Origin of the sequence: Psychrobacter sp. 4Dc (genome assembly GCF_002836715.1) — a bacterium.
Classification (GTDB): Bacteria; Pseudomonadota; Gammaproteobacteria; order Pseudomonadales; family Moraxellaceae; genus Psychrobacter.
The window spans coordinates 35,107-58,359 of the sequence record NZ_PJAT01000006.1; the positions used below are offsets into that span (position 1 = coordinate 35,107).

Here is a 23,253-nt window from a genome sequence, read left to right on the forward strand (position 1 = left end):
TTGACGCAATCAAAACATTATAAAAAAGAACGATTTTGCATAGCTTGACCAAGCGTCATACTATCCAGATACTCAAGCTCGCCGCCCATCGGTACACCTTGTGCCAGGCGCGTCACTTTATTGACATGACGACTGACTGCCTCACGGATAAAGTGGGCGGTGGTCTGCCCCTCAACGGTCGTCCCTGTGGCCAATATCAACTCCTCCACAGGCTCTTGCTTGACTCGCCAGACCAGCTGGTCGATATTTAAGTCGTCAGCACTAATGCCATCGATCGGCGATAAATGCCCGCCCAGCACAAAATAACGACCGCGATAGCCAGCGGTTTGCTCAATCGCCATCACATCTGCTGCGGTCTCAACCACACAGAGTAAACTGTCATCACGCCTAGGGTCTTGGCATAGTGGACAAACCGCATCGTCGCTAAAGCTATGGCAACGCTGACATTCAACGATATCGCGCATGGCTTCGTCTAGTGCTTGGGCGAGTGCCATACCTTGTGGGCGTTTTTTACTAAGCAGATGTAGCGCCATTCGTTGGGCACTTTTTTGACCCACACCCGGCAATATACGCAGCTGTTTGACCAGCTGATCAAATTTGGCTGTAAGCAAAGTAGCTTCCTTTAGTTGACTTTATTTAACTTAATTTAAAAAACCGTAGATATAAAAATGGGGTCGTATCGTGTCGATAACAACCCCATTTTTGTGTTCAGTCTAAAGTATTTAATGCTTAGAACATGCCTTGCATACCTGGTGGTAGACCCATACCTGAGGTCGCGCCAGCCATGGTTTCTTCGTATAGCTCATCCGCTTGACGCACCGCATCGTTGATCGCCGCAGCGATAAGATCTTCGATCATATCTGGCTCATCTTCTAACAGACTTGGATCGATGGTCAAACGCTTGACCACATGGCGACCAGTCATGGTGACTTTAACCAGACCACTACCCGCTTCTGCTTGTACTTCTTTATTCGCGAGCTCTTTTTTAGCGTTTTCAACGTTTGCTTCTACTTTCTTTTGCATCGTTTGTGCTTGTTGCATCAATGCTTGAATGTTCATAGTTGCCTCTTTGTCTTATAATAATACATGGGATCATTTAAAGTCTAAAATAAAATACTGACGGCATTATACCGCTATCTTTACAAACTGTCTAAACCACGCGCCAAATCTTTGATAATATCTTCGACATCTTCCAAACCGACTGATAGACGAATCAGACCGTCTTTGACACCTGCTTCGGCACGAGCCTCAGGGGTGAGGCGGAAGTGCGTGGTGGTCCCAGGATGGGTAATCGTGGTTTTGGCATCGCCCAAGTTATTGGTGATAGAGACCATTTGAGTCGAGTCAATCACATGCCAAGCCGCTTCTTTTGTATCGCGACTATCAGATGCCTTGACTTCAAAACCCATGATAGCACCGTAGCCATCTTTCATATGATGTTGGCGAGTGGCGAGCTCATGTGCAGAATGGTCGCTCAGGCCAGAGAAATGCACCGTACTGACATTAGGGTGATTGACCAAAAATTCTGCGACTTGATTGGCGTTTTGGCAATGCGCTTGCATACGGAGTTTGAGCGTTTCAAGCCCTTTAGTAAACACCCAAGCATTGAACGGACTCATGCTGATACCGCCTGAGCGTACTACCGTAAACGCTTCTTGCATCAATTTGTCACTACCGACCAATGCGCCGCCTAATACGCGACCCTGACCATCCAAATATTTGGTCGCAGAGTGAATCACCACATCGGCACCCAAATCTAATGGGCGCTGCAATGCTGGCGTGGCAAAGCAGTTGTCAACGACCAGTAATATGTCGTTGGCTTTGCACAGCTCGCTCAAATAACCGATATCGCAAATCTGCGCCAATGGATTACTTGGGCTTTCGCAATAAATCACTTTGGTATTTGGTTGAACGGCGTTGGCCCATGCCTCATTGTCAAAACAGTCCACATAGCTGACTTCAACGCCAAACTTGGCCATATAGTTGTTAAATAGACCGATGGACGAGCCGAATAACTGATTGGCAGCGAGCAGATGGTCGCCCGCTTTTAGGTATGCCAAGCACATGGTCAAAATAGCGCCCATGCCTGATGCAGTTGCAACCGCACGCTCGCCGTTCTCTAGCGCGGCGAGACGACGCTCAAAAGTACGGACGCTTGGGTTGGTATGACGAGAGTAAACGTTTCCTGTTTTTGTACCGTCAAAATGAGCAGCGGCATCAGCAGCTGATTGATAAACATAAGAGCTGGTCGTAAAAATCGGCTCTGAATGCTCGCCCTCATCGGTACGGTGTTGACCTGCCCGCACGGCAATCGTCTGCATACCGTAATCTAGTCCTAAATCTAAGGCATCGTTACGCCAGTTTGGATCTAACCCATCGTTTGAGTTTTTTTGGTTCAAATTATTCTCATCTTTCGTTTGCGACTGACTCATAGACGTTCCGTTGCTGTGTTTTGGTTGGTATAAAAGGACTGCTTATTTTTTTGATTATCAAGCAAATTCATCAGCGTTATCATAACATGCTGACTTATTCCACACATCTGGTTTCAGATAACATCTCATTATTAGTTTTGCCTATTAAAATAACTGGATGTTCAATATGACAGCCATTATGCAGATTTGACCGACAGTAAATCACGATAAAATCAATCGTCAAACCTAACAAAAATAACGTATTTATAATAGGCAGATATGCTAACAGCTGCTAAGCTTAGCGACGATTTAAATTTTGGCGTTGGTGATATTTTTATAGACCGTCCAATCGATGCTATCATCCTTAAAAATAGATGAACAATTTCCGCAAATTACTTATCCATGCATTTTATTTATCAGTATATTTAGGCTCATCAAGGTAAATTCGTTATGTCGATGTTCAGTATAGAACCAAGCAGCTTATCGTTGAGTCTGACACTTGGGCTGACTTTAGGTCTGAGCGCTTGCCAGAGCCTACCCAAACAGCCTCACCTGCCTGAGAGTCAAGCATTATCAGCGCGAGTCAATGTTTTATACCAACAAGAAGACAGCCCAAAGATTGAGCAAAATACAGCGACTACAACCAACAATACTGATCTAGTGGCCGCTGTTAGTGCGCAGAATGAAATTCATCCTGATTTGTCAGGCTATCATCCGATCGTCACTGGGGCAAATGCGTTTGCCGCCCGTAGTATGTTAACAGGTATGGCCACGCGCAATATCGATGCGCAGTATTATATTTGGCATAATGATCAGGCTGGCCAACTGCTATTAAAAGACTTGTGGGAAGCGGCTGAGCGCGGTGTGATCGTGCGTTTGTTGTTGGATGATTTTAATAACAGTGCAAAGTTTGATCAGCACCTATTACGTTTTGCGAGCCACCCTAATATCGCGGTGCGTATCATCAACCCATTAATGCACCGTAAGTTTTCAACATTGAACTACGTCACAGGTTTGCCGCGTATCAATCGCCGTATGCACAATAAAAGCATGACGTTTGATAAACAGATTACCATTATCGGCGGACGTAATATCGGTAATGAGTACCTGAGTAACGATCAAAGCAGCCAGTTTGCGGATTTGGATGTTTTACTGATTGGTAAAGTCGTCGCAGACATTGATAATAGCTTTGCCAGTTACTGGTCATCGCCGCTGTCGTTTGACATCGAAACTTTAGCCAAGTTCGACGATGACGTCACGCCTGATTTTTTGAAGGCATTAGACAAGCTGGGTATAGATGAGGAAAATAACGAAGGCAGTAGCTTGACGGTTTATAAAGCCGCCATCAAAGACTCGACGATAGACACTGATCTGATCAACAAACGCGTGCCGTTTCGTTGGACAGACATGCAATTTTTGAGTGACGATGTTGGCAAGCTGTCCAAAAGCGTCTCATCTGAGACCAACTTGGTGCATCAACTGCGTACGTTACTCGGTAGCCCAACCAAAAAACTGACAATCATCTCGTCTTATTTTGTCCCGACCAAAGATGGGGTCGATACTTTGGTGAAGCTCGCCGAATCTGGCGTTGATATCAAAATATTAACCAACTCATTTGATGCAACCGACGTGACCGCTGTTCATTCTGGTTATAGTCAATGGCGCCCTAGCCTACTGCGGTCAGGCGTAAAAATATACGAGCTAAAATCAACGGCAGCTGAAGAAAAACGTGACAATAAACTCTGGCGTGCACGCAGTCAGTCATCAACCAGCCTACATGCAAAAACGTTTGCAGTAGATGACTATCAAGTCTTTATCGGTTCATACAACGTTGACCCACGCTCTGCCAATATAAATACCGAAATGGGTGTAATCATTAATGATGATGAACTAGCAAGGCAGCTGCACGGGGCGCTGAGTGACGATTTACTAAATCAAGCTTATGAAGTTAAGCTGCTAGACAACGGTAGCTTGGAGTGGCACACCATGGAAGATGGCAAAGAAGTCGTTTATGACTCAGAGCCACGGGTCGATCTGAGTGATCATATCTGGCTTACTATTATGTCTTGGTTACCCATTGACTGGCTACTGTAATATGTAAACTCTTTTCTAAATAGTCCCTAAAATTGCAGGATGTGCAGTTTTGCTTTTGTTAAAAGCCAAATCCTGTAATCAAAGTTCTTATTACAATACACAAAATTACTGTTCCGGCGAATCATTGTTTATATACTTTGATTTGCCGGTTTTTATCATGGCCGATTATCTAAACGATGATCGTCTTAATGACCACTTTACTCCGTGGATGCGTGATCTATTATGCCGACTCGTTCTCAATACGCCCTGATGTCTAAAAAAGACAAAAATACAGTCATATTCGTAAGCTTTATCAGCGCTGTAATCTTTTTTGATTTTTTGATTTACTTGTATATCTCAGATATTGTTTCAGCGGCGATTTTTCCTGCTAATGCTGACCCTAGAGTTGCTAAACTGCAAGGAATGGGGCTTTTTGTTATCGGTTATTTAGCACGTCCAATCGGAGGTGTTCTCATCGGTCGTTATGGTGATATAAAAGGTAGAAAGCCAGTTTTATTGCTAAGTATAATAGTTACCGCATGTAGTCTCCTAGCAATGGCATTTTTACCCACTTATGCACAATGGGGGGCTGCTGCGCCTGCCTTATTTATATTGTTAAGAATCATACAGGGTATGGCGTTTGGTCTTTATGTACCGCTATCTTGGGTATTTGTAGCAGAGCATGTGCCCAGACAATATCTGTCAGTTGCCTGTAGCTATGCGACTGCTAGCTTCTTTGTAGGTGTGCTGTTTTCAAATGCCTTTTTTATGTGGTTATCTAGCTTTATGACGACGACTGAGCTAACTGATTATGGTTGGCGTTTACCATTTTTAGTAGCGGCGGCTCTTAGTTTTTTACCACTCTTATTTTGGCGATTCATCGGAGAAACACCCTTTTTTCTGGCACTTACAAAATTAAATGCCGGCAAAAACTCAGGCAAGCCGCTTACCATACTCTTTAAACACTGCAAACACTCTGTGTTTGTCGGCATGGTGCTGACGTTAGTGATTTCTAGCATTACCTCTGTGGTTGTTCTACTATTGCCAGACTTGATAGAGATAAACTTTACGTTAGACAGCGATTTGTTTGGATTCTCCCATAGCTTGGGCATCGTATTTATGATTTTTGGCTGTATATTCTATGGGATAATTTCTAATCATGAGAATTTTGGTAAGGTTCTAGTAATTGGTTCGATACTCCTCATTGCTCAAATACTAGCCTTCTTTTATCATCTACAAGCAGGTGGCGATTACATTTTAATTATGTACGCGCTTTTGGGATTCTGTGCTGGTATTGTCGGTATGGTTCCTGCTATCTTGGTGCAATTGTTTCCAACCAACGTGCGTCTCACAGGTATCTCTTTTTGTTATAATGTGACCTACGGTATCGTTGGTGTACTGATACCTTTTGGTCTTGGTTATGCCACAACTTTAGTAAGCTTTTCACCAGCACTATACATTGCCTTTGTGGGCTCTATCGGTATCATTATGGGGCTTTATTTCTATAATTTGCCCGAATTCAAAAAGATTGACCATGTTATTTTATAAATAATAAATCAGTCACTAATTCGAACGATGTTTAAAACTAAGGTGCAATGAGATATCTCATTGCACCTTATCCATTTGTTTAAGACACAGATATTAAGGCTTGATAACCATGGTTGATATGACCAACAAACGCCTCTCTGTTGCGCCAATGATTGATTGGACAACGACAGACTATCGTTACTTTGCGCGACTATTTAACCCGCACACGTACCTGTATACCGAAATGATTAGCACCGGTGCATTGATACACGGTAACCGCGCACGGCACCTACGCTTTGACACACTTGAGCATCCACTGGTATTGCAGCTTGGCGGAGCAGATATCAGTGAGATGACACAATGCGCCGAATTTGCTCAGCAATACGGCTATGATGAAGTCAATATCAATGTTGGTTGCCCTTCTGATCGTGTGCAACACAACAAGATAGGTGCCTGTCTAATGGCAGAGCCTAAGACCGTTGCTGATTTGGTCAAACATATGCAAGCCGCCGTCGACATACCAGTGACCGTAAAGCATCGTATTGGTATTGATGATTTTGATAGCTATGAGTTTATGGTGGATTTTGTGCAGACAGTGGCAGACGCTGGCTGTATGCGATTCACAGTGCATGCACGTACCGCATGGCTGCAAGGGCTGAGTCCCAAGCAAAACCGAGAGATACCGCCACTACGTTATGAGGATGTGTACCGTTTAAAACAGGACTTTCCTGAACTGGATATCGAAATCAATGGTGGCATTGATACGGTTGAAGCCATCAAAACACATTTACAGCATGTCGATGGTGTGATGATTGGTCGAGCGTTTTATCACAACCCGTATCTATTAGCAGAAGCCAATAGCTTATGGAACGAGGCAGCACCCGACGCGATACCTAAGCGCTCAGAGATTTTAGAGCAGCTCTACCCTTATCTACAAGAACAAATCGCCAAAGGCGAAGCACTACCTACGATGACACGACATTATCTAGGATTGTTTCAAGGGTTGATGGGTGCACGCAAATGGCGGCAAGCATTGAGCGGCAAACCTCAGCTAACGCTTGACGAGGTTAAACGAGCAGCCGATGAAGTGTTATCGTTAAATCCTGACGCATAGCTAAATGCTGATATAACTGGCTTGATAGAATTCACATGCTGGCCATTGTCGTGGCTAGCATTTTATCTACGCCGCTTGCGCAAGATACTGCCACATCGCTGCGCCATTATTGATGATATGTAGTGCGATGGGCAGTAATAGTGACCCTGACTTGATACGTGCATAACAAAATATGAATGCCAAAACCACAATAGTACTGATTTCATAAATGCCATACTGCACATGAATGATGGCAAATATCAAACTGGTCACGATACTTGCTACTATCGCACCGTGATGCACAGAGTATGACGGTGCGGTGAACTGCTCTGCGATGGCTGACCATAATATGCCACGAAAAACCACTTCTTCGTAAATAGGTGCAACCACGACCATTGCAAAGACCAGCAGCCACACTGAACTAACAGACTGGTACAATGGATCTACAAATACCAGCGGCGTCATGTCCAGCATATAGGTCAGCGCCTGACTGACTATCATAAATATCAACAGCAATCCTAGCATCCCTATTCCCACCGCCAGTGAAAACGGCTTTAATGCTAAATACTGTCGCCATTCACCGCCTCTTATACGAATAATGAGAACACTGGTTGTCATCAGCAGCACACAGCCTATGAGTATCGATAAACTCACGACTGTTCCATCGTTACTGCCAAAAAAGAATATATCGCCCATCGAAGCATTTTTGGTCGCAGGTAATACCAGCTTGCCAGCGCTATAGACGCCTACCAATTGACTGATAAAAAACGCAAGCACCATTCCTACTGTTAGCACGAATGTACCCACGCGCGAAAATAGCGGCAGAGACTTAGGTGAGACAGTCTTACTAGATGGCGCAGTTAGGTTCTTTGGCATAAAGGTATCACTTAAAAATACTCTGGCAGCTCATATCCATTACAAGCATGACTGATGGTATGTTACGTTTATTTTGACAATTGCTGCTTGATCAATCCTAACACTAGCTTTGAGACAGACTCTGGATGCTCAAGTGGGAACATATGCCCTCCTTCGTGAGTCTCATAAGGAATACCCAAGCGCGATTTTATCTGCTGCGGAAAGCGACGTTTCAAAAAAATACTGTCTTGACCAATGATTAAAGTCACAGGCACTTTAGGACCACGATTCGGTGCCAGCCAATACCAAGATGGATTGGTACGGAACACAGCAACTTCGCTAGCTTTAGGGATAGCCAATGTCACTTTGCCATCCGCGCGCTCATGCAAGCCATGATCGATATATCCTTGAAAGCTACGCTCATTAAAATTCTTAAAAAACCCTTTATGTCGCATTTTCTCATATGCTTCATCCCGGCTATCCCACACATCACGGCGATGCTTAGACACGCCAGCTGGTGATAGTTTGTCCATCAGACGGTTATTCATGAGCGGTAATCTGTCTGCTGTCTTTGCCAAATGCCACAACAAGCTGACTTTGCCATAAATCCAAGGCGGGTCCATAAGCACCGCTTGTGCAAACAGTTCAGGCTGACGATACGTAGCCTGCAACGTACACATAGCCCCAAGCGAATGCCCAACTCCTACTACCTGTGCTACGCCATGCTTTTCGCAGGCTCTGTTTACGCTATCAATGATTTGCTGCGTCAGACTACGCCAATGATCGTCCACTGGATAATCGGGCGTATCACCCAACATCGCAATATACTCAATCGTAAAAAATTCTGATAAACCTTTAAAAAATGGCTCATATACCGCGCTTGGCATTCCATTAGCATGAGCAAAATGCAGCACAGGTTTATTGGTTATTTTAGAGACAGGCAGTTTAGCAAAGGACTGCGAATTTATTTCATCACTCATGACAGACTCTCGTAGGATCGTTTATGTTATATATTATTTTAATGATTGAACCTTGTACCATTATTAAAACCAACAGCATTAAAAATAACTTCTTCAAAACCAACCATGTTTATATGGCAAGTTTGACGACTGTGTTTGATGGTTATAGCTAGTTTAATCAGGCTATCACTCAGACCAAGGTTTTTATTTGATATTGCATACAATTAAGGCTGAGCATAATTATATGCTCAGCCCCAACAATCATACACAGTATATCTAAAATATTAAACGCTTAACGCATTTTTGCATTACCTTCTTCTTGGGGCAAAAACCCATCAAGACTCATGCTAGAGCCAATGCCTGCACCCAATTGTACCGCAAAGCGATCCATAAACATTTGGAACGGATCAGTTGGGCTATAGCTAATGATCGTATCTAGATCTAGTTGCTTACTTAAACTTGTGATACTACCTGTTTTGTCTGCCAAACCTAGCTCAATAGACTGCTCACCTGTCCAGAATAGCCCTGAGAACAGTTTGTTTTGCTCAGGATTCTTCAGACGGTCACCGCGACCTTCTTTGACAGCGTTGATGAAATGCTTGTGCGTGTTTGCTAGTACTTTTTCGACATGGTTTTCTTCATAATCAGTCAACGGACGAGATAAGCTTAAGATATCTTTATACTCACCAGCCGTAATCGTACGATCTTCTACGCCAACTTTGTCCATCAAACCTTTGACGTTATAGCTTGGCATAATGACACCGATAGAGCCGACCAAACTTGATGGATTGACATAAATCTCATCTGCAGCAGACGCAATATAATAAGCACCTGAAGCACCGATATCACCAATCACCGCATAAAGCTTTTTGTCTGGGTATTCTTGGCGTAAGTCCATCATGGTCTGCCAAATCTCGTCAGACTGTACCGGTGAACCGCCAGGTGAGTTAATGTCCAATGCCACTGCTTTTGAGTTGCTATTTGCAAAAGCGTCTCTCAATGCTTCATTGACATCATACGCATTAGCCACATCGTCATTACTGATCACGCCTTGTAGCTCTACCACAGCTAAATGCGGCGAGCTAGTATCTACGGCATCCATACCTGTTGGCGCGCTACTGCACCCGCGACCTAGGGTCAAAAATATCAATAAAATATAACCAAAGGTTAATAATTTAAAGAAAATACTCCAGCGACGAGCGCGGCGCTGCTCAACCACACTCGCTAATAACGTGTTTTCCAGCACCTTCCATTCTTGTCCACTTGGCGGGCTTGGTTGCTGCGGTTGCGTTGGCTGATTTGCCGAGTTATCAGGACGTTTGTTAGGGTCTGGTGGCCAGTTGGGCATATAACTTCCTAAGTTAGAAACAATCTAAAACAATAAAATGAGGTTGTCGAGAAATACAGCTAAAGCGGTGATGTATACCTGTTACTTTTCACAGTATCTGTGACCTATGTTAATAGTCAGTGACCTGTATTAATAGGCTGCTAAGTATGGTGGTATTTCGCTAATGGTTCAATAGTATAACTGTGAAATATCACTATATTGTAACGCTGATAATATAAGCCTTATTTTTGAAGGTTAGTAGTTTCGGCATTGGGAATACTATCAATATTGCTTAGCGATTTAGTTGTTTAGCGATAATGCCGCGTCTAACGGCTTATTATCATAGGTTATAACTTCATCAACTCTCTGACGACTTATGATATCGCCTGTAATTTGCGAGGCACTATGACCAAGCCACCTTGTATTTTTGAATAGCATGTCATCATTATTCGATTCAACTGAACATAGTAATGACCACATTTGCCAAACGCGTTGATGAGTGTCAGCATTTAAAATCAGACGTGACTGGAAAGACGCTGACTGTTTGCTAGTTAACTGGTTAGATGCTACTTGTACTTGAGGGCTAACAGGTGAATTGACAGGTAACGAATTGAGTGGGTCTGCCGCATTGTATCTCAGAACTCGTATAGGCAGACTAGTATCAAGAGCAATCGTACAATCCCAAACGCTGGTATCACCTATTTTGGTCCAACCAGTGATGGCTTGTACTGACAACTCATCATTGGCCGACTGCCATATTTTGCCTTGCTCACAACGCTGAGTGCTGATAGTAGGCGTATCTACAGATTGACTAACTGTTTTATAGGCTTGCTGAAATGCAGACCAACGATCAGAGCGCCCTGCTTGCCAATATTGGCTAATGGCTAAGCGGCCATTTAATTGAGCAACGGTCATCGGTAGTAATTCAGAAATTTTGGTATTAGCAATATTCTTATTGTCAGGAATTAACGTATCAGTCAGGCTAACACTGCTACTCTGTATGACAATGCTCTCTAACTTATCGACAGATAAACTGCCCAATTGCTGCTTTAAAGTTTCAGATAATTTGTCTGCTGTTAGGCTGCTTGGCATCGTTCGTGTAGATGCTGGTCTATGATCAGCTAAGAACAACCAATTGGTACTGTTTTCATTGACGGTAGGATATTGCAGCAATGCCACCGTTATATACGAATCACCCGTTGGTAGAATATATAGGGTCGGTACAGTTACCAGCGACTGCTGATTGGCATACACCGTCATCATCAGCAACGTTAATGGTGGTAACATCAACCAACGACTGAGTAAACCTCGTGGCAACAGCCAAGGCAATGCACTTAGCAAAGCCATCGATAGTATTGCTATATTAACTGGTGTATAGAGCCACGCATCCGACAACGCTGGCAATGACGTGAGCCAACTTATCAAATCGTGTAGATGACCGACAATCGTACTAATAACCATCCAAAGAATATCAGCGATACTTGGCACCAGAAGGTAACATAGTCCGGCTAATAAATTGAGCGGTACAATCACCCAACCAAATAGCCCAATGGCAAATAAATTAATAAAAAGTCCCCATAATGACGCCTTACCAAATAAAAGTAACGTCACGGGTAATAAAGTAAGAAACAGCCAAAACTGTAGTTTAAATACACGCTTGATCGTTTGCCAAACACGGTTAGATAGCGCGTTATTGAGATGAGTACGTGGCTTATCATCGTATAAATTCGTTGTAGCAGTAGTTTGGTGCTCATACGACGTATCGTCATACTTAAGTAATAACGCCACTGCGATAAAAGACAGCCAATACCCTGCCTGCCATAATACGTAAGGGTCACGCCAAGCCATCAATATAGCTAGCGCTAATAGCACGCGCATCGTACCAATAGGGAGCAATGTTAATCTGACGAATCCAATCGCTAATAACATCCAAGCCGTACGAGCAGCAGGCACGTCAAAACCAGTAAATAGCGCATAAATAAAAGCGGCGCCAATCATTACCCACCAGCGCACTTGCCAGCGCGGAATACGACGGTAAATCGCCGAATAATTACGATCAAACAGCAGTACAACTATACCTGCTAACACAATAGCTAAAAACAGTACGTGCGTGCCTGAAATAGCGAGCAGATGTGAGATACCCGCCAGTTGATATAAACCCTTAGTATCACGATTAATCAAGCTACGATCACCCGTAAGCAAACTTAATGTGACGGCTTTTGCTTGTTGCTCTGCTATCGTTTGCGCTGACCAGTCTTGATAGAAATGCTGTCGTAATCGCCAACGCCCCTGATCGATACGAGTACGAAAGCGCTGAAGATATGAATCAGAGTCTAGCGACTGCTTCGAATATTTTTTATCGCTGATTTCATTGCTAATTTCGCTACTATTTACCAATGTAGGGCTAACGGCCAAAATATTTGCAACGCCATCAATATGCCGACCTCGCAACCAGCGATAACTGTCAAAACCAGTAGGGTTATTGACTGCTTGCTCAGAAGTAGCCAACGGCGCCAGTGCTAGGCTCATGAATATCTCATCACCGGGCTGCAAATCGTTTAAGAATGCAAACTGGCTATCATTTGCAGACTTTCTTGGATAGGCGTTAAGTAGGACTCGGTGTTCGCTAACTTTGAGATTAACTTCATTAGGATTAACATCGTGATTGATGCTTAGGCTATTTTTATTTGCATCTAAGTAGTCGGATGTTTTGGTTGCTAACTCTTGGGGCGTCAGCTCAGCGACCAATGGAGTGATGTTCGTTATCACTGCTACTTGGCGATACCCGCTGTCTGTAGTAGCATCATAAACACTGTCGCTCAACCCTTCGATACGCACGAGTGCTTGTACTCGTATCGGTGCAGTTATTTCAGTGGTTTCTGCTTGTTGATGAGTAACCAAAGCTTGCAGTGCGCTGCCTATCACTAACGCAGTCGCTAGTAGAGCTAAGACTAAGTATCTAATAATTCGGAAAGGAAGTTTAATATGACGAGATGTGTTGTTAGAGGTATTGCTATCAGCGTTGTGGCTGTCTATCGAGGGTATGTTAAATTGAGCAGACGCCAACAGAATTGTGGCAAATATAGTCAGTGCCAACGACAGATTAGAGGTACCAACTGTCTCTAGCAAAGACAAATCAGTTGGCATTATCACATTATCTGCGACTGCCAATACGCCCATCATAACTATAATTATGAGGCTACCAATCAACCAGTACACCAGCACTCCTTGCTTGATGACTTAAATATTATTCGGCCAAATATGGTTACTTACTATAGCAAATGGCACGCGATGCAATAGCATTTATATTTATATTACCCTATACTGAGGCAACGTATTAGGTGGTAACTATCTGACACCACCATTCTGTGTGTTCTAATCTTTATCCTACTCACTATATATTACTTTATACCAGCTTCTCAATACTATTGAGTAGACTGTAGTTAATGATTAAAGGCGATCCTGTGCCCCAAAAACGTCTAAAAGACCTACTTCCTACACCAGAGAAAATCTTAGAAAGTCGCACTTTAAAGCTGTTTGCACCGCATTTGGCTGATCCAAGGTTATGGCATTTTAATCGACACAGCCTAAATAAGGCCGTCTATATCGGTGTACTAAGTGCATTTTTCCCGCTGCCAGGACAGATGTTGCTGGCACTTATTGGCTCGCTTATTTTTCGTGCCAATGTTCCTATGGCGCTTGGTTTGACATGGATTACCAACCCAGTCACTAGCTTGCCAATCTTCTATGCTGGATACTATATCGGTGCAAAGATCATTGATGCACCTGTGATTAGCTTGCGATTCATCGGTAGAATGATTGCTGATTTTAGCTTATGGGCATTATCAAACGGCGCCAATCCGTTCATTACTTATCGCGGTACAGTATCGCTTGCTGCATTTTGTATCGGGCTAACGATTTTAGCTGTGGTCACCAGTCTTATTTGCGGATTGGCATTTAAGGCCATTTGGCGTTATAAAACCGTGGCTAGTTGGCAGAAACGTCAGCAAAAACCTTCTGACGAATCTGATAAACGATAAGGCAATCTATTTTTATTACACTGCTATAACGCTTACGCCCTAGCTAAACTAAGCTAGCAAAGCTTATTCTTCTTTACTGTTCTCTATAGCATTCAAAACTTTATCAGTGAAACCCTTATCCATCGGTACGATCTCAATGACTTCATCATTTTTACAGAGCGTATAACGCTTACCTGTCGCGCTGTCTTGAACTTTTAGGTCGTAATCAACCCCAGCCAAAGTGATGGCATCAAACACAGGGGTCAGTAGCTCAGTTTGTGCCTGTCTATCGAGCGTTTCAAACAAAGTTGGATCGATGTAAGGCTTTAATGGCTCATCACCCTCTTCTGCACTGCCAAAAGCCGCAATTGGATTATCATCTTCACGCATTTTACGCATCCTTATAAAATAGATAAGGCGGCTGGCTCACAACCGCTTAATCGCTAGTTTCTATGATATATTTTCTTAATAATACAACAATAACTTTTCAATATGATAGCCATAACAAACGCCAATAGATGGCGTTTCGGTCAGTGTTTCGACCTAATATAAAAAATTATTAATACTGTTCCCAATGCCCATTGCGTAGCAACAACTGACGGTCAGCAAGCGCCGCTAAATTGCGATCATGCGTCACCATAAGTAGCGCCGTTTGCATGGTGCTTTGTAGCTCTGACAACAGACCAAAAACGCTCTGCGCATTATCATAGTCCAAGTTACCTGTTGGCTCGTCCGCCAAAATAAGCGATGGCTTGGTCACTAGCGCGCGTGCAATCGCTACACGTTGACGCTCGCCACCTGATAGTTCACCTGGCCTATGCATCAGACGATGCTCAAGACCGACATTTTCTAGAATCTCAACTGCCTGCTTACGAGCATCAGTCGTTGATACTTCTGGACGCATGAGCAACGGCATGGCTACGTTTTCGATTGCTGTAAACTCTGCCAACAGGTGATGAAACTGATAAATAAAGCCCAAATGCTTATTTCGCATTGCACCGCGCTCAGTTTCATTCATGCTATTTAATAGCTGACCATGCAACCAAACCTCACCACTGGTTGGCGTATCTAGACCACCAAGCAAATGCAGCAACGTACTTTTACCTGAACCACTGGTTCCAACGATAGCGATGCGCTCACCCGCATGAACCGTCAGATCAAGACCAGTCAATACTTGTGTACTGACCGCGCCTTCATCATATATCTTATTGATATTGGTCGCCTCTAAAATGGCAGACATAGCGCTTCCTTTATTTTATTTATTTCGGTATTTATTACGATATTTAGGCGTTTGCGATTACTCATAGCGTAGCGTTTGAGCAGGCTGAATCTTAGCCGCTCGGCGCGCTGGATAAATCGTAGCCAAAAAGCTCAGTACAAACGATGCACCTGTGATTAATACCACATCTAACAAGCGCAACTGCGATGGCAAATAATTGACAAAATACGCATCAAATAGATTCAGACCAAAGGCTTGGTTAATAAAGCCTAAAATATCGCTGACCGTAAGTGCAAATATCACACCCAGTATCGTACCAGCGATAGTACCGATAACCCCGATGACCACACCTTGGACCATAAAGACTTGCGTAATCAAACGAGGAGACGCACCAAAGGTTTTTAAGATTGCGATATCTGCTTTTTTATCGGTTACTAGCATGACTAGACTTGAGACAATGTTAAAAGCGGCAACTAGGATAATCAAAAATAGCAATAGGCCGACCATGGCTTTTTCCATTTGAATTGCCCCAAACAGATTGCCATGCGTCTGTGTCCAGTCATTTGGATATAGCTTTTCAGGTGCTATCGCAGCCGCTTTTTCCGCAGCTATAGGCGCAGTAAAGATATCGTTAAGCTTCATGCGTACGCCCTGTGCGCCTTCTGGCAGACGCAGTAATTTTGCCGCATCTCCCATCGGGATAAACGCCATGAGACTATCTACTTCTGGGCTGATCGTAAAGATGCCTGTCAGAGTAAACCGCTTAAATCGCGGTATCACACCTGCTGGTGATGGCGACGCTTCTGGTAATACCAGCGTCACTTTATCCCCTATTTGCAGACCCAAAGACTGCACCATCTCCTCGCCCAACACGATACTGAAGTCACCGCTTTTCAGGGTGTCAATACTACCTTCAATCATGTGCTCATTGATAATGGAGACGTTTTTCTCGTATTCAGGCTCGACGCCTGTCACCATGATACCTGCGACCTGACCATTTGATGTCAGCATCCCTTGCAGTTGAATAAATGGTGCCACAGCTGCCACTTCTGGGTCTTCTTTGATCTGATCAGCGAGCTGTTCCCAGTCACCAATAATTTCTGATGAGACCACAGTAGCCTGCGGCACCATTCCCAAAATGCGGGTTTTCAGTTCACGGTCAAAGCCGTTCATCACTGATAGCACCGTAATCAATACGGCAACCCCAAGCGTCAGACCAATCATCGAGATGAGTGATATAAAGGAGATAAAGCCATTACTACGTTCTGCTCGGGTATATCGTAAGCCGATAAATAACGCTAAAGGACGAAACATATTCAAACTCTTTATCTTATCTACGTGCGACTTTATATAGGTTGCATAACGAGCAGTAGTAAATGCATCATACAGTTGCTACTACTCACATATAAATCAAACACAAAAACAGGGTGTCAGACGAGCCAATAACAGCTGTCAAAAGGGAGCTAGTTTGACACAAACTAGCTGATATGTGCCAGTCATTAGCAACAACTGAGAGTATTTTTTACCAAAAAACTGGGTTTTGTTATTATTTTTTATAGGGGGCTTGCTATTAGCTGTACCAATACCTATATATTATATGCTAAAGACAATTGTCATTAATCCCTCATTGAGGTTTCTGATCTTTTACTGGCTAGGCTGCTGACCATCATAAACCAATCATTTAAAATGTTGGATGGTACATAAGCAAACACAGTATTAGATACCAACCTCACGCTGACTTAATTTTGAGTATTTTCATGACCATAAATTATCAATACAAAAACATTCAATCTCCCACCAAGATCACATTGACCGATGAGCAGTCTGCAGGTCACGCCGATCACTGGCGTATTCTGACCGATGATATGAGTCATGATGTGCCTGAATGGCTACAAAAAATGATCGAAGTCGCCGCGATGCCTAAAGGCCTGAACAATAACGTCAGTGCAAAAGACAGCTGCCTGCTTTTATCAGAAGATCAGCCATGCCATATTAATCAAGTGCTGGCGATGAAAGATGGCAAGCCAGAATGCTTTATCAATGCTTATCCCTGTGTCGATAGTCCTTACGGATTGAACTGCAAAATTGAGCGTGTCATCGCCAATGATAACTCGCACGATGCCGTGTTACGTTTACGTACTGCTGATGGCAGCATTATTTATGCGTTTGATCAACTTTATACGACCAACCGTCATCTCTATCAACGCGACACCTCTTACTATGTCAACTTTAGTGCTTGGGCGCATGAAATTAAGCTAAGCGAGCAAAACGAAGTCATCATGGTCGAAGACCAAGAGTCTATCCGTTATCACCGTGCCTTTAATGACATCGTGGCAGCAAATGACGGAAAAATCCCTGATGATCTGCAAGAACAAATCAGTGAATGGAAACCTGAAACCAAAGAGCAAATGGCACCTGTTGAGATTAATTTAGGCCATATGTGCGCTTACTTGTTTGGCGATACGCTAGGACAAGAAGATGAAGCTTGGTGTCAGGGTCAAGTACTTGGCAAGCAAGAAACCGTATTTAATGGTAAATCTATCATATTGTTTGATGTGGTAACGCTACGTGAGCAAGACGCAGATCCTTTTGTAGTGCGTATCGGTGCGCTCAACACTGCTGAGACTAATAGCATCAAAGTACATGACTACGTCCAAGCAAACGTATGGCTACAAGCAGCAATATACAAAGAAAACCAATCAAATGCGACGCAGCAATCAAAAGCTAGCTAACCTGTTTGAGAAATCTTCTCTAGCTTTCATGCTTACTTATGTACTTACGCAATAAAAAAGCCCCTAATATGAATTAGGGGCTTTTCTGTGTCTTATGAATTCTTTCAATGCAAAACGTAACGTAAAAATCGTATAGGTATATGATTAAGCCATCGTCGTCATTGATTTGATGCGAGTATATAGCTCTTTTTGCTCTGCGCTTGGACGTGCAGTCTGTACGGCCATTAGCTGTGACATATCGCCTTCGACACGGATTTTGCCACTCATAAACGCACCCATGATTTGATTGGTATCAAAATCAGTGATGATAGACTGTAGAATATCGCGATCTAGTAGCAGTGTCGTTGTTGCATTATCGTTTAAGCCGCGATGCAGCAAACCATTTGCAAAATTGGCTTCGATAGTTTTATCAGCTTCAGCCACTTTTAGATTGACGACCATATTGGCAAGTACTGGCGGTAAGTTTAACTCACCTGCTTCGTTGCCCATTTTTTCTACTTGCTCAAACCATTCATCTGTCAAAAAAACTGCCATATTATATTATCCTTAATTGATATTCTGTCAGACCAATATCCCTTGAGGCACTCTTGGCCTAACTATTAGAATTATTAAAATGATTGCTATCAATAGACCTATGCGATGCATAGCCATTAATGACGTTCAGCCTCATTATAAAGGGCGACTTGATAAGAAGTAAAACCTATTTATCGGCTCAGCAATGTTATTGTTACAAAACTTCTTTGCAGGTCTACGCTTATGTTTAGCGAGCGTCTCCCCTATTCAATCAAAATGAGCATCTAGAATAGTGACAAAATTGTGTATAAAATAGAGGAGTAGCACAGCAATAATAAGTTGCTCGCTAACATTTATACCAAAGAGTTTGTATTTTGGCGCATAGTTCTGATGATATTTAATTAGGATTGCGTTACAATACCCTTAAACAGAGTCGGGAGTTTTAACCAAACATTACATAATCGTGTTTTTTGTCAGCCGCCGCTAGCATACATCTATGGTCAATGCGTTTTAATAGCCCTATAGATATGGGTATCTATCTTCATTAGTACAGATTTTTTCGTAATAATTAAGATACATATTTAGCCTTATGAGATGTTTGATGCTCAAAACGGCGCGTCTTCTTATTTACCTTGATGATCTATTAACAATCCTACTATCGATTGACCTTAAGTAAGATGTACGAAATGCCTATTTCTATTTATTAGTATTAACTAATAGACAGTAAGGGCCTAAATCGATAGTTAATGACGTCATTGCGCTAAATAAGCCAAAAAACAACATGTGTTGGCGCTAGTATAAATATAAATTTGAGAGTATTTATAGTGCAGACAACATAGATTGTTGGTTAATTCTGTTGATAATTCGGGCTGTAAAGGAATCATCCAATGAGTTTACAAAACACAGCAGTCGCCCCAGTTGACCGTGAGTATGAAATTACTATCGTAAGATTTTTTACGATCATGGCTGTCGTTTGGGGCATCGTCGGCATGAGTCTTGGTGTGTTCATTGCTTCACAGTTAGCATGGCCAGCACTCAACTTTGACATTCCATGGCTGACCTTTAGTCGTTTAAGACCACTGCATACCAATGCGGTGATTTTTGCGTTCGGTGGCTCTGCCCTGTTCGCAACGTCTTACTACATCGTTCAGCGTACCTGTAAGACGCGTTTATTTGCGCCATATTTGGCTTGGTTTACCTTTTGGGGTTGGCAAGCGGTTATCGTATCCGCTGTTATTACCCTTCCTCTAGGTTTGACCTCAACTAAAGAATACGCTGAGCTTGAGTGGCCGATCGATATCCTAATTGCCTTGGTATGGATCTCTTATGCCATTGTATTTTTTGGTACGCTCATCAAACGTAAAACCTCACATATCTATGTGGCTAACTGGTTCTTTGCCGCTTTCATCATTACGATTGCACTACTACACATCGTAAACAGCATGGCGATTCCAGTTAGCGCGTTCAAATCTTATTCGCTATTTGGCGGTGCAACTGATGCGATGGTGCAGTGGTGGTACGGGCATAATGCGGTAGGTTTTTACTTAACGGCAGCCTTCCTTGGAATGATGTATTATTTCGTTCCTGTACAGATTGGTCGTCCTATCTATTCTTATCGTTTGTCTATCGTTCACTTTTGGGCATTGATTGCTTCATATATGTGGGCTGGTGGTCACCATTTGCATTATTCAGCGCTTCCTGATTGGACGCAGTCTCTTGCTATGGTCTTCTCAATCATCCTATTCGCACCATCTTGGGGTGGTATGATTAACGGTGTACTAACGCTATCAGGTAGTTGGGATAAGCTGCGTACCGATCCAATCATTCGCTTTATGATTGTTGCATTGTCGTTCTACGCGATGTCAACGTTCGAAGGCCCAATGATGTCTATTAAAACAGTGAATGCGCTATCGCATAATACTGATTGGACAGTTGGTCACGTACACTCAGGCGCACTTGGCTGGGTTGGTATGATTACCATTGGTTCGCTATACGTACTGTTACCACGTATTTATAACAAACCGAAGATGTACTCTATCAGCTTAATCACCACGCATTTCTGGCTTGCGACTGCAGGAACGATTTTCTATATCGTGTCTATGTGGATCTCAGGTATTGGCCAAGGCATGATGTGGCTGGCTACTAACCCAGACGGTACTTTGGTATATAGCTTCGTTGATACTGTTGAATTCTCGCATTTCCCATATATTGGCCGTGCATTTGGTGGCTTCTTATATGTATCGGGTATGTTTGTAATGGCTTATAACTGCTATAAAACACTCAAAATGCCAGAAGGTAAGCCTGTAGATGTCGCTGATCCAACGGATCATGAACCTAGTGTCGAAAAACCTTCGACAGCTAACGTATAAGGAGCGATCATGGCTGGTACACCGCATGAAATTATTGAAAAAAATACAGGCTTGTTAGTCATTGGTATCGTGATTGCTATTAGTTTTGCAACGCTAGTTGAAATCGTGCCATTGATCTATGACAACAAGGGTCCTGAAGAAGGTGGGGTGAACGCTCCCCTTCCTGCCATGGAGCCTTGGACAGCGCTTGAATTTGAAGGTCGTGATATTTATATCCGTGAAGGATGTCACGTTTGTCATACTCAAATGGTTCGCCCATTACGTGCAGAAGTTGAACGTTATGGACCATATTCACGTGCCGCCGAGTCGACGTGGGATCATCCATTCTTATGGGGATCGAAACGTACTGGACCAGATTTAGCACGTGTTGGTGGCCGTTATTCTGAAGATTGGCAAAAGCAACATTTGATCAATCCACGTTCGCTAGTGCCTGAATCAGTTATGCCAGGTTTCCCTTGGTTGGCGACTAACGAAGTAGATGGCGAAAACATTCAAGCTAAAATGCGTCTATTCCGCGATCGCTTCGGTGTTCCTTATACTGAAGAAGACATTGAAGGCGCTCCAGATGCAGTGCTTGGCGCTACTGAGCTTGACGCTTTGGTCGCCTATCTACAGCAGTTAGGTACCGCAATGGAAGGACAGCGCTAATGGGTATTGGTGAATTACAAACAATTGCGACCGTTTCTGCCTTTATTGCCTTCGTAGGCGTTGCATGGTGGGCGTATTCGCCAAAAAACAAAAAACGCTTCGAAGAAGATGCACAACTTGCGCTTGATGACGAGGATATTAGATCTCTGTCTGAAGAGCAGCGCAATAAGGATAAATGATGACATTTTTTTGGAGTTCTTGGATTACGCTAATCAGTTTTGGTTGTTGGGCGTTCATTCTTGGCGTTCTGCTGTTTGTATTAAAATACAAGCCAGAAGTTGAAGAAGACGGTACCACTGGTCATGAATACGATGGTATCCGAGAATACGACAAGCCGCTTCCTAAATGGTGGTTGGTGATATTTTTTGGCTCGATCGTTTGGGGTGTGGCGTACTGGGTATTCTTTCCAGCTATGTTCCCGAAACACTGGGAAGGTATCGCCACCGTAGAAGTTGACGGTGAGACTGTACCGTGGACCTCTAAAAACGAGTTGTTCAGTGAGCTTGAAAGTAACAACAAAGTATTTACCGATAACTTTGAAAAAAGCATTCTGGTAAAAGCAGATGCTGCAGGTGCGACTGCAACATTGGGTACGCTAAATGAGCTACAAGCGACCATGCGTCGTAGCGAAAACCCACCAGCAGATCTACAGACTAAAATTGACGAAAAAGTTGCAGAACTTGCTCCTTACGTCGAAAAACTGTCTGAAAATCCGAATGCTTTAAAAGTTGGTAGCCGCTTGTTCCTACAGAACTGTTCTGTATGTCATGGCTCTAACGCTAAAGGTGCGACAGGCTACCCTAACCTAACAGACAATGATTGGTTATACGGCGGCGAAGCTAGCAACATTCTGACCACGCTACACAATGGTCGTATCGGCGGTATGCCTGCTTGGCGCGATCAGATTGGCGAAGACGGTGTACGTGCAGCTTCTGAGTATGTATTGTCACTATCTCCAAACAACGGTAGTAAGAGTAACGGTGAACTTGATCAAACCTTGGTTAATCAAGGCGAAGCGATCTTTAAGCAACAGTGTGCACTATGTCACTCTGAAAGCGGTAAAGGTATGATTTCAGCAGGTGCACCGAACTTGACTGACAATATCTGGTTATATGGCGGTGAGCGTGAGACTGTACGTAATACATTACGTTATGGCCGTGCTGGCGTTATGCCTCAGTGGGAAACTAAGCTAGGTAATGAGCGTATCATGCTACTTGCTGCTTATATCTACTCACTATCAGATAAAACAAGCAAATCACCTGAAGCAGCACCGGTTACTGCTGCAGCTACTCAGCCTGTAGCAGCTGAAGAAGCAACTGCTAACTAAGACGTTGTTACTGTACTAAATATGGACGAGATTTAATGAAGGGAGAACTGTTATTGCAGTTCTCCCTTTTGCGTATAGCGGTATTGATTTTTATTTAGAAATGTCAATGATGAGCGGCTATAAATACTAGAAAACGTTCTCGTATATTCGTTGCTTTTTACGATTATCACCCCATTATTAG

21 protein-coding genes are annotated in these 23,253 nt (G+C 43.2%); 10 read left to right on the plus strand and 11 right to left on the minus strand.

Translation table 11 applies throughout. The annotated features are described in order from the left end of the window. Positions 1–17: 17 nt before the first annotated feature. From recR to CXF61_RS00725, 3 genes are all read right to left on the minus strand, one after another. A complete protein-coding gene (recR, locus tag CXF61_RS00715) occupies positions 18–611 on the minus strand; it encodes a recombination mediator RecR (protein WP_165596787.1) in 594 nt (197 codons plus the stop codon). 118 nt (positions 612–729) lie between these two features. Then, on the minus strand, positions 730–1,059 hold the full coding sequence (locus CXF61_RS00720; RefSeq protein ID WP_025651278.1) for a YbaB/EbfC family nucleoid-associated protein: 330 nt from the start codon (positions 1,057–1,059) through the stop codon (positions 730–732). A gap of 80 nt (positions 1,060–1,139) precedes the next feature. After that, positions 1,140–2,432 (minus strand): O-succinylhomoserine sulfhydrylase, encoded by a 1,293-nt coding sequence (locus tag CXF61_RS00725; protein ID WP_165596788.1) that lies wholly within the window; start codon positions 2,430–2,432, stop codon positions 1,140–1,142. Positions 2,433–2,861: 429 nt separating this feature from the next. Between CXF61_RS00725 and CXF61_RS00730 the strand changes: the two genes are divergently transcribed. The 3 genes from CXF61_RS00730 to dusA all read left to right on the plus strand — a co-directional run bounded on the left by CXF61_RS00730 (position 2,862) and on the right by dusA (position 7,125). Further along, positions 2,862–4,505, plus strand: a complete 1,644-nt coding sequence (locus CXF61_RS00730; protein WP_165596789.1) for a phospholipase D family protein — start codon at positions 2,862–2,864, stop codon at positions 4,503–4,505. 222 nt (positions 4,506–4,727) lie between these two features. Continuing rightward, a complete protein-coding gene (locus tag CXF61_RS00735; protein WP_165596790.1) occupies positions 4,728–6,032 on the plus strand; it encodes an MFS transporter in 1,305 nt (434 codons plus the stop codon). Between the two features lie 109 nt (positions 6,033–6,141). Then, on the plus strand, positions 6,142–7,125 hold the full coding sequence (dusA, locus tag CXF61_RS00740; RefSeq protein WP_165596791.1) for a tRNA dihydrouridine(20/20a) synthase DusA: 984 nt from the start codon (positions 6,142–6,144) through the stop codon (positions 7,123–7,125). A 66-nt stretch (positions 7,126–7,191) separates the two neighbouring features. Here dusA and CXF61_RS00745 read toward each other — a convergent pair whose 3' ends face one another. Both CXF61_RS00745 and CXF61_RS00750 read right to left on the minus strand, forming a co-directional pair. Further along, a complete protein-coding gene (locus CXF61_RS00745) occupies positions 7,192–7,980 on the minus strand; it encodes a CPBP family intramembrane glutamic endopeptidase (RefSeq protein ID WP_227526557.1) in 789 nt (262 codons plus the stop codon). A 68-nt stretch (positions 7,981–8,048) separates the two neighbouring features. Next, positions 8,049–8,939: an alpha/beta fold hydrolase gene (locus CXF61_RS00750; protein WP_165596792.1), complete on the minus strand. Its 891-nt coding sequence runs from the start codon at positions 8,937–8,939 to the stop codon at positions 8,049–8,051. Between the two features lie 23 nt (positions 8,940–8,962). Here CXF61_RS00750 and CXF61_RS14230 point away from each other — a divergent pair, with 23 nt between their 5' ends. Next, complete coding sequence (locus CXF61_RS14230; RefSeq protein WP_264755650.1) at positions 8,963–9,091, plus strand: hypothetical protein; 129 nt, start codon at positions 8,963–8,965, stop codon at positions 9,089–9,091. Between the two features lie 119 nt (positions 9,092–9,210). On the opposite strand, the gene sppA is transcribed toward CXF61_RS14230, so the two are convergent. Next, entirely contained in the window at positions 9,211–10,266 is a 1,056-nt protein-coding gene (gene sppA, locus CXF61_RS00755) for a signal peptide peptidase SppA (RefSeq protein ID WP_165596793.1), read from the minus strand. Positions 10,267–10,545: 279 nt separating this feature from the next. After that, the gene (locus CXF61_RS00760; RefSeq protein WP_227526558.1) at positions 10,546–13,464 is read right to left on the minus strand and encodes a ComEC/Rec2 family competence protein; all 2,919 of its coding nucleotides are present in this window, start codon (positions 13,462–13,464) and stop codon (positions 10,546–10,548) included. 245 nt (positions 13,465–13,709) lie between these two features. On the opposite strand from CXF61_RS00760, the gene CXF61_RS00765 reads away from it, so the two are divergent. Then, complete coding sequence (locus CXF61_RS00765) at positions 13,710–14,285, plus strand: DUF2062 domain-containing protein (protein ID WP_227526559.1); 576 nt, start codon at positions 13,710–13,712, stop codon at positions 14,283–14,285. 63 nt (positions 14,286–14,348) lie between these two features. Here CXF61_RS00765 and CXF61_RS00770 read toward each other — a convergent pair whose 3' ends face one another. The 3 genes from CXF61_RS00770 to CXF61_RS00780 all read right to left on the minus strand — a co-directional run bounded on the left by CXF61_RS00770 (position 14,349) and on the right by CXF61_RS00780 (position 16,797). After that, positions 14,349–14,654 (minus strand): hypothetical protein, encoded by a 306-nt coding sequence (locus CXF61_RS00770; protein WP_165596795.1) that lies wholly within the window; start codon positions 14,652–14,654, stop codon positions 14,349–14,351. A gap of 169 nt (positions 14,655–14,823) precedes the next feature. Further along, a complete protein-coding gene (gene lolD / locus CXF61_RS00775) occupies positions 14,824–15,504 on the minus strand; it encodes a lipoprotein-releasing ABC transporter ATP-binding protein LolD (protein WP_057760792.1) in 681 nt (226 codons plus the stop codon). Positions 15,505–15,561: 57 nt separating this feature from the next. Continuing rightward, positions 15,562–16,797, minus strand: a complete 1,236-nt coding sequence (locus CXF61_RS00780) for a lipoprotein-releasing ABC transporter permease subunit (RefSeq protein ID WP_102092330.1) — start codon at positions 16,795–16,797, stop codon at positions 15,562–15,564. Positions 16,798–17,240: 443 nt separating this feature from the next. Here CXF61_RS00780 and CXF61_RS00785 point away from each other — a divergent pair, with 443 nt between their 5' ends. Next, positions 17,241–18,215 (plus strand): hypothetical protein, encoded by a 975-nt coding sequence (locus tag CXF61_RS00785; RefSeq protein WP_165596796.1) that lies wholly within the window; start codon positions 17,241–17,243, stop codon positions 18,213–18,215. Positions 18,216–18,359: 144 nt separating this feature from the next. On the opposite strand, the gene CXF61_RS00790 is transcribed toward CXF61_RS00785, so the two are convergent. Next, positions 18,360–18,749 carry an SCP2 sterol-binding domain-containing protein gene (locus CXF61_RS00790; RefSeq protein WP_057760797.1) on the minus strand — a complete coding sequence of 130 codons (390 nt, stop codon included), beginning with the start codon at positions 18,747–18,749 and terminating at the stop codon, positions 18,360–18,362. Between the two features lie 866 nt (positions 18,750–19,615). Here CXF61_RS00790 and ccoN point away from each other — a divergent pair. The 4 genes from ccoN to CXF61_RS00810 are packed head-to-tail and all read left to right on the plus strand — an operon-like array spanning position 19,616 to position 23,072. Continuing rightward, positions 19,616–21,097, plus strand: coding sequence for a cytochrome-c oxidase, cbb3-type subunit I (ccoN, locus tag CXF61_RS00795; protein ID WP_057760799.1), 1,482 nt, complete (start codon positions 19,616–19,618; stop codon positions 21,095–21,097). Positions 21,098–21,106: 9 nt separating this feature from the next. Continuing rightward, the gene (ccoO, locus tag CXF61_RS00800) at positions 21,107–21,745 is read left to right on the plus strand and encodes a cytochrome-c oxidase, cbb3-type subunit II (RefSeq protein WP_057760802.1); all 639 of its coding nucleotides are present in this window, start codon (positions 21,107–21,109) and stop codon (positions 21,743–21,745) included. Continuing rightward, positions 21,745–21,924, plus strand: a complete 180-nt coding sequence (locus CXF61_RS00805; RefSeq protein ID WP_058024764.1) for a CcoQ/FixQ family Cbb3-type cytochrome c oxidase assembly chaperone — start codon at positions 21,745–21,747, stop codon at positions 21,922–21,924. The genes ccoO and CXF61_RS00805 overlap by 1 nt, the downstream gene beginning before the upstream one ends. Further along, complete coding sequence (locus CXF61_RS00810) at positions 21,924–23,072, plus strand: c-type cytochrome (RefSeq protein WP_165596797.1); 1,149 nt, start codon at positions 21,924–21,926, stop codon at positions 23,070–23,072. The genes CXF61_RS00805 and CXF61_RS00810 overlap by 1 nt, the downstream gene beginning before the upstream one ends. Positions 23,073–23,253 lie beyond the last annotated feature (181 nt).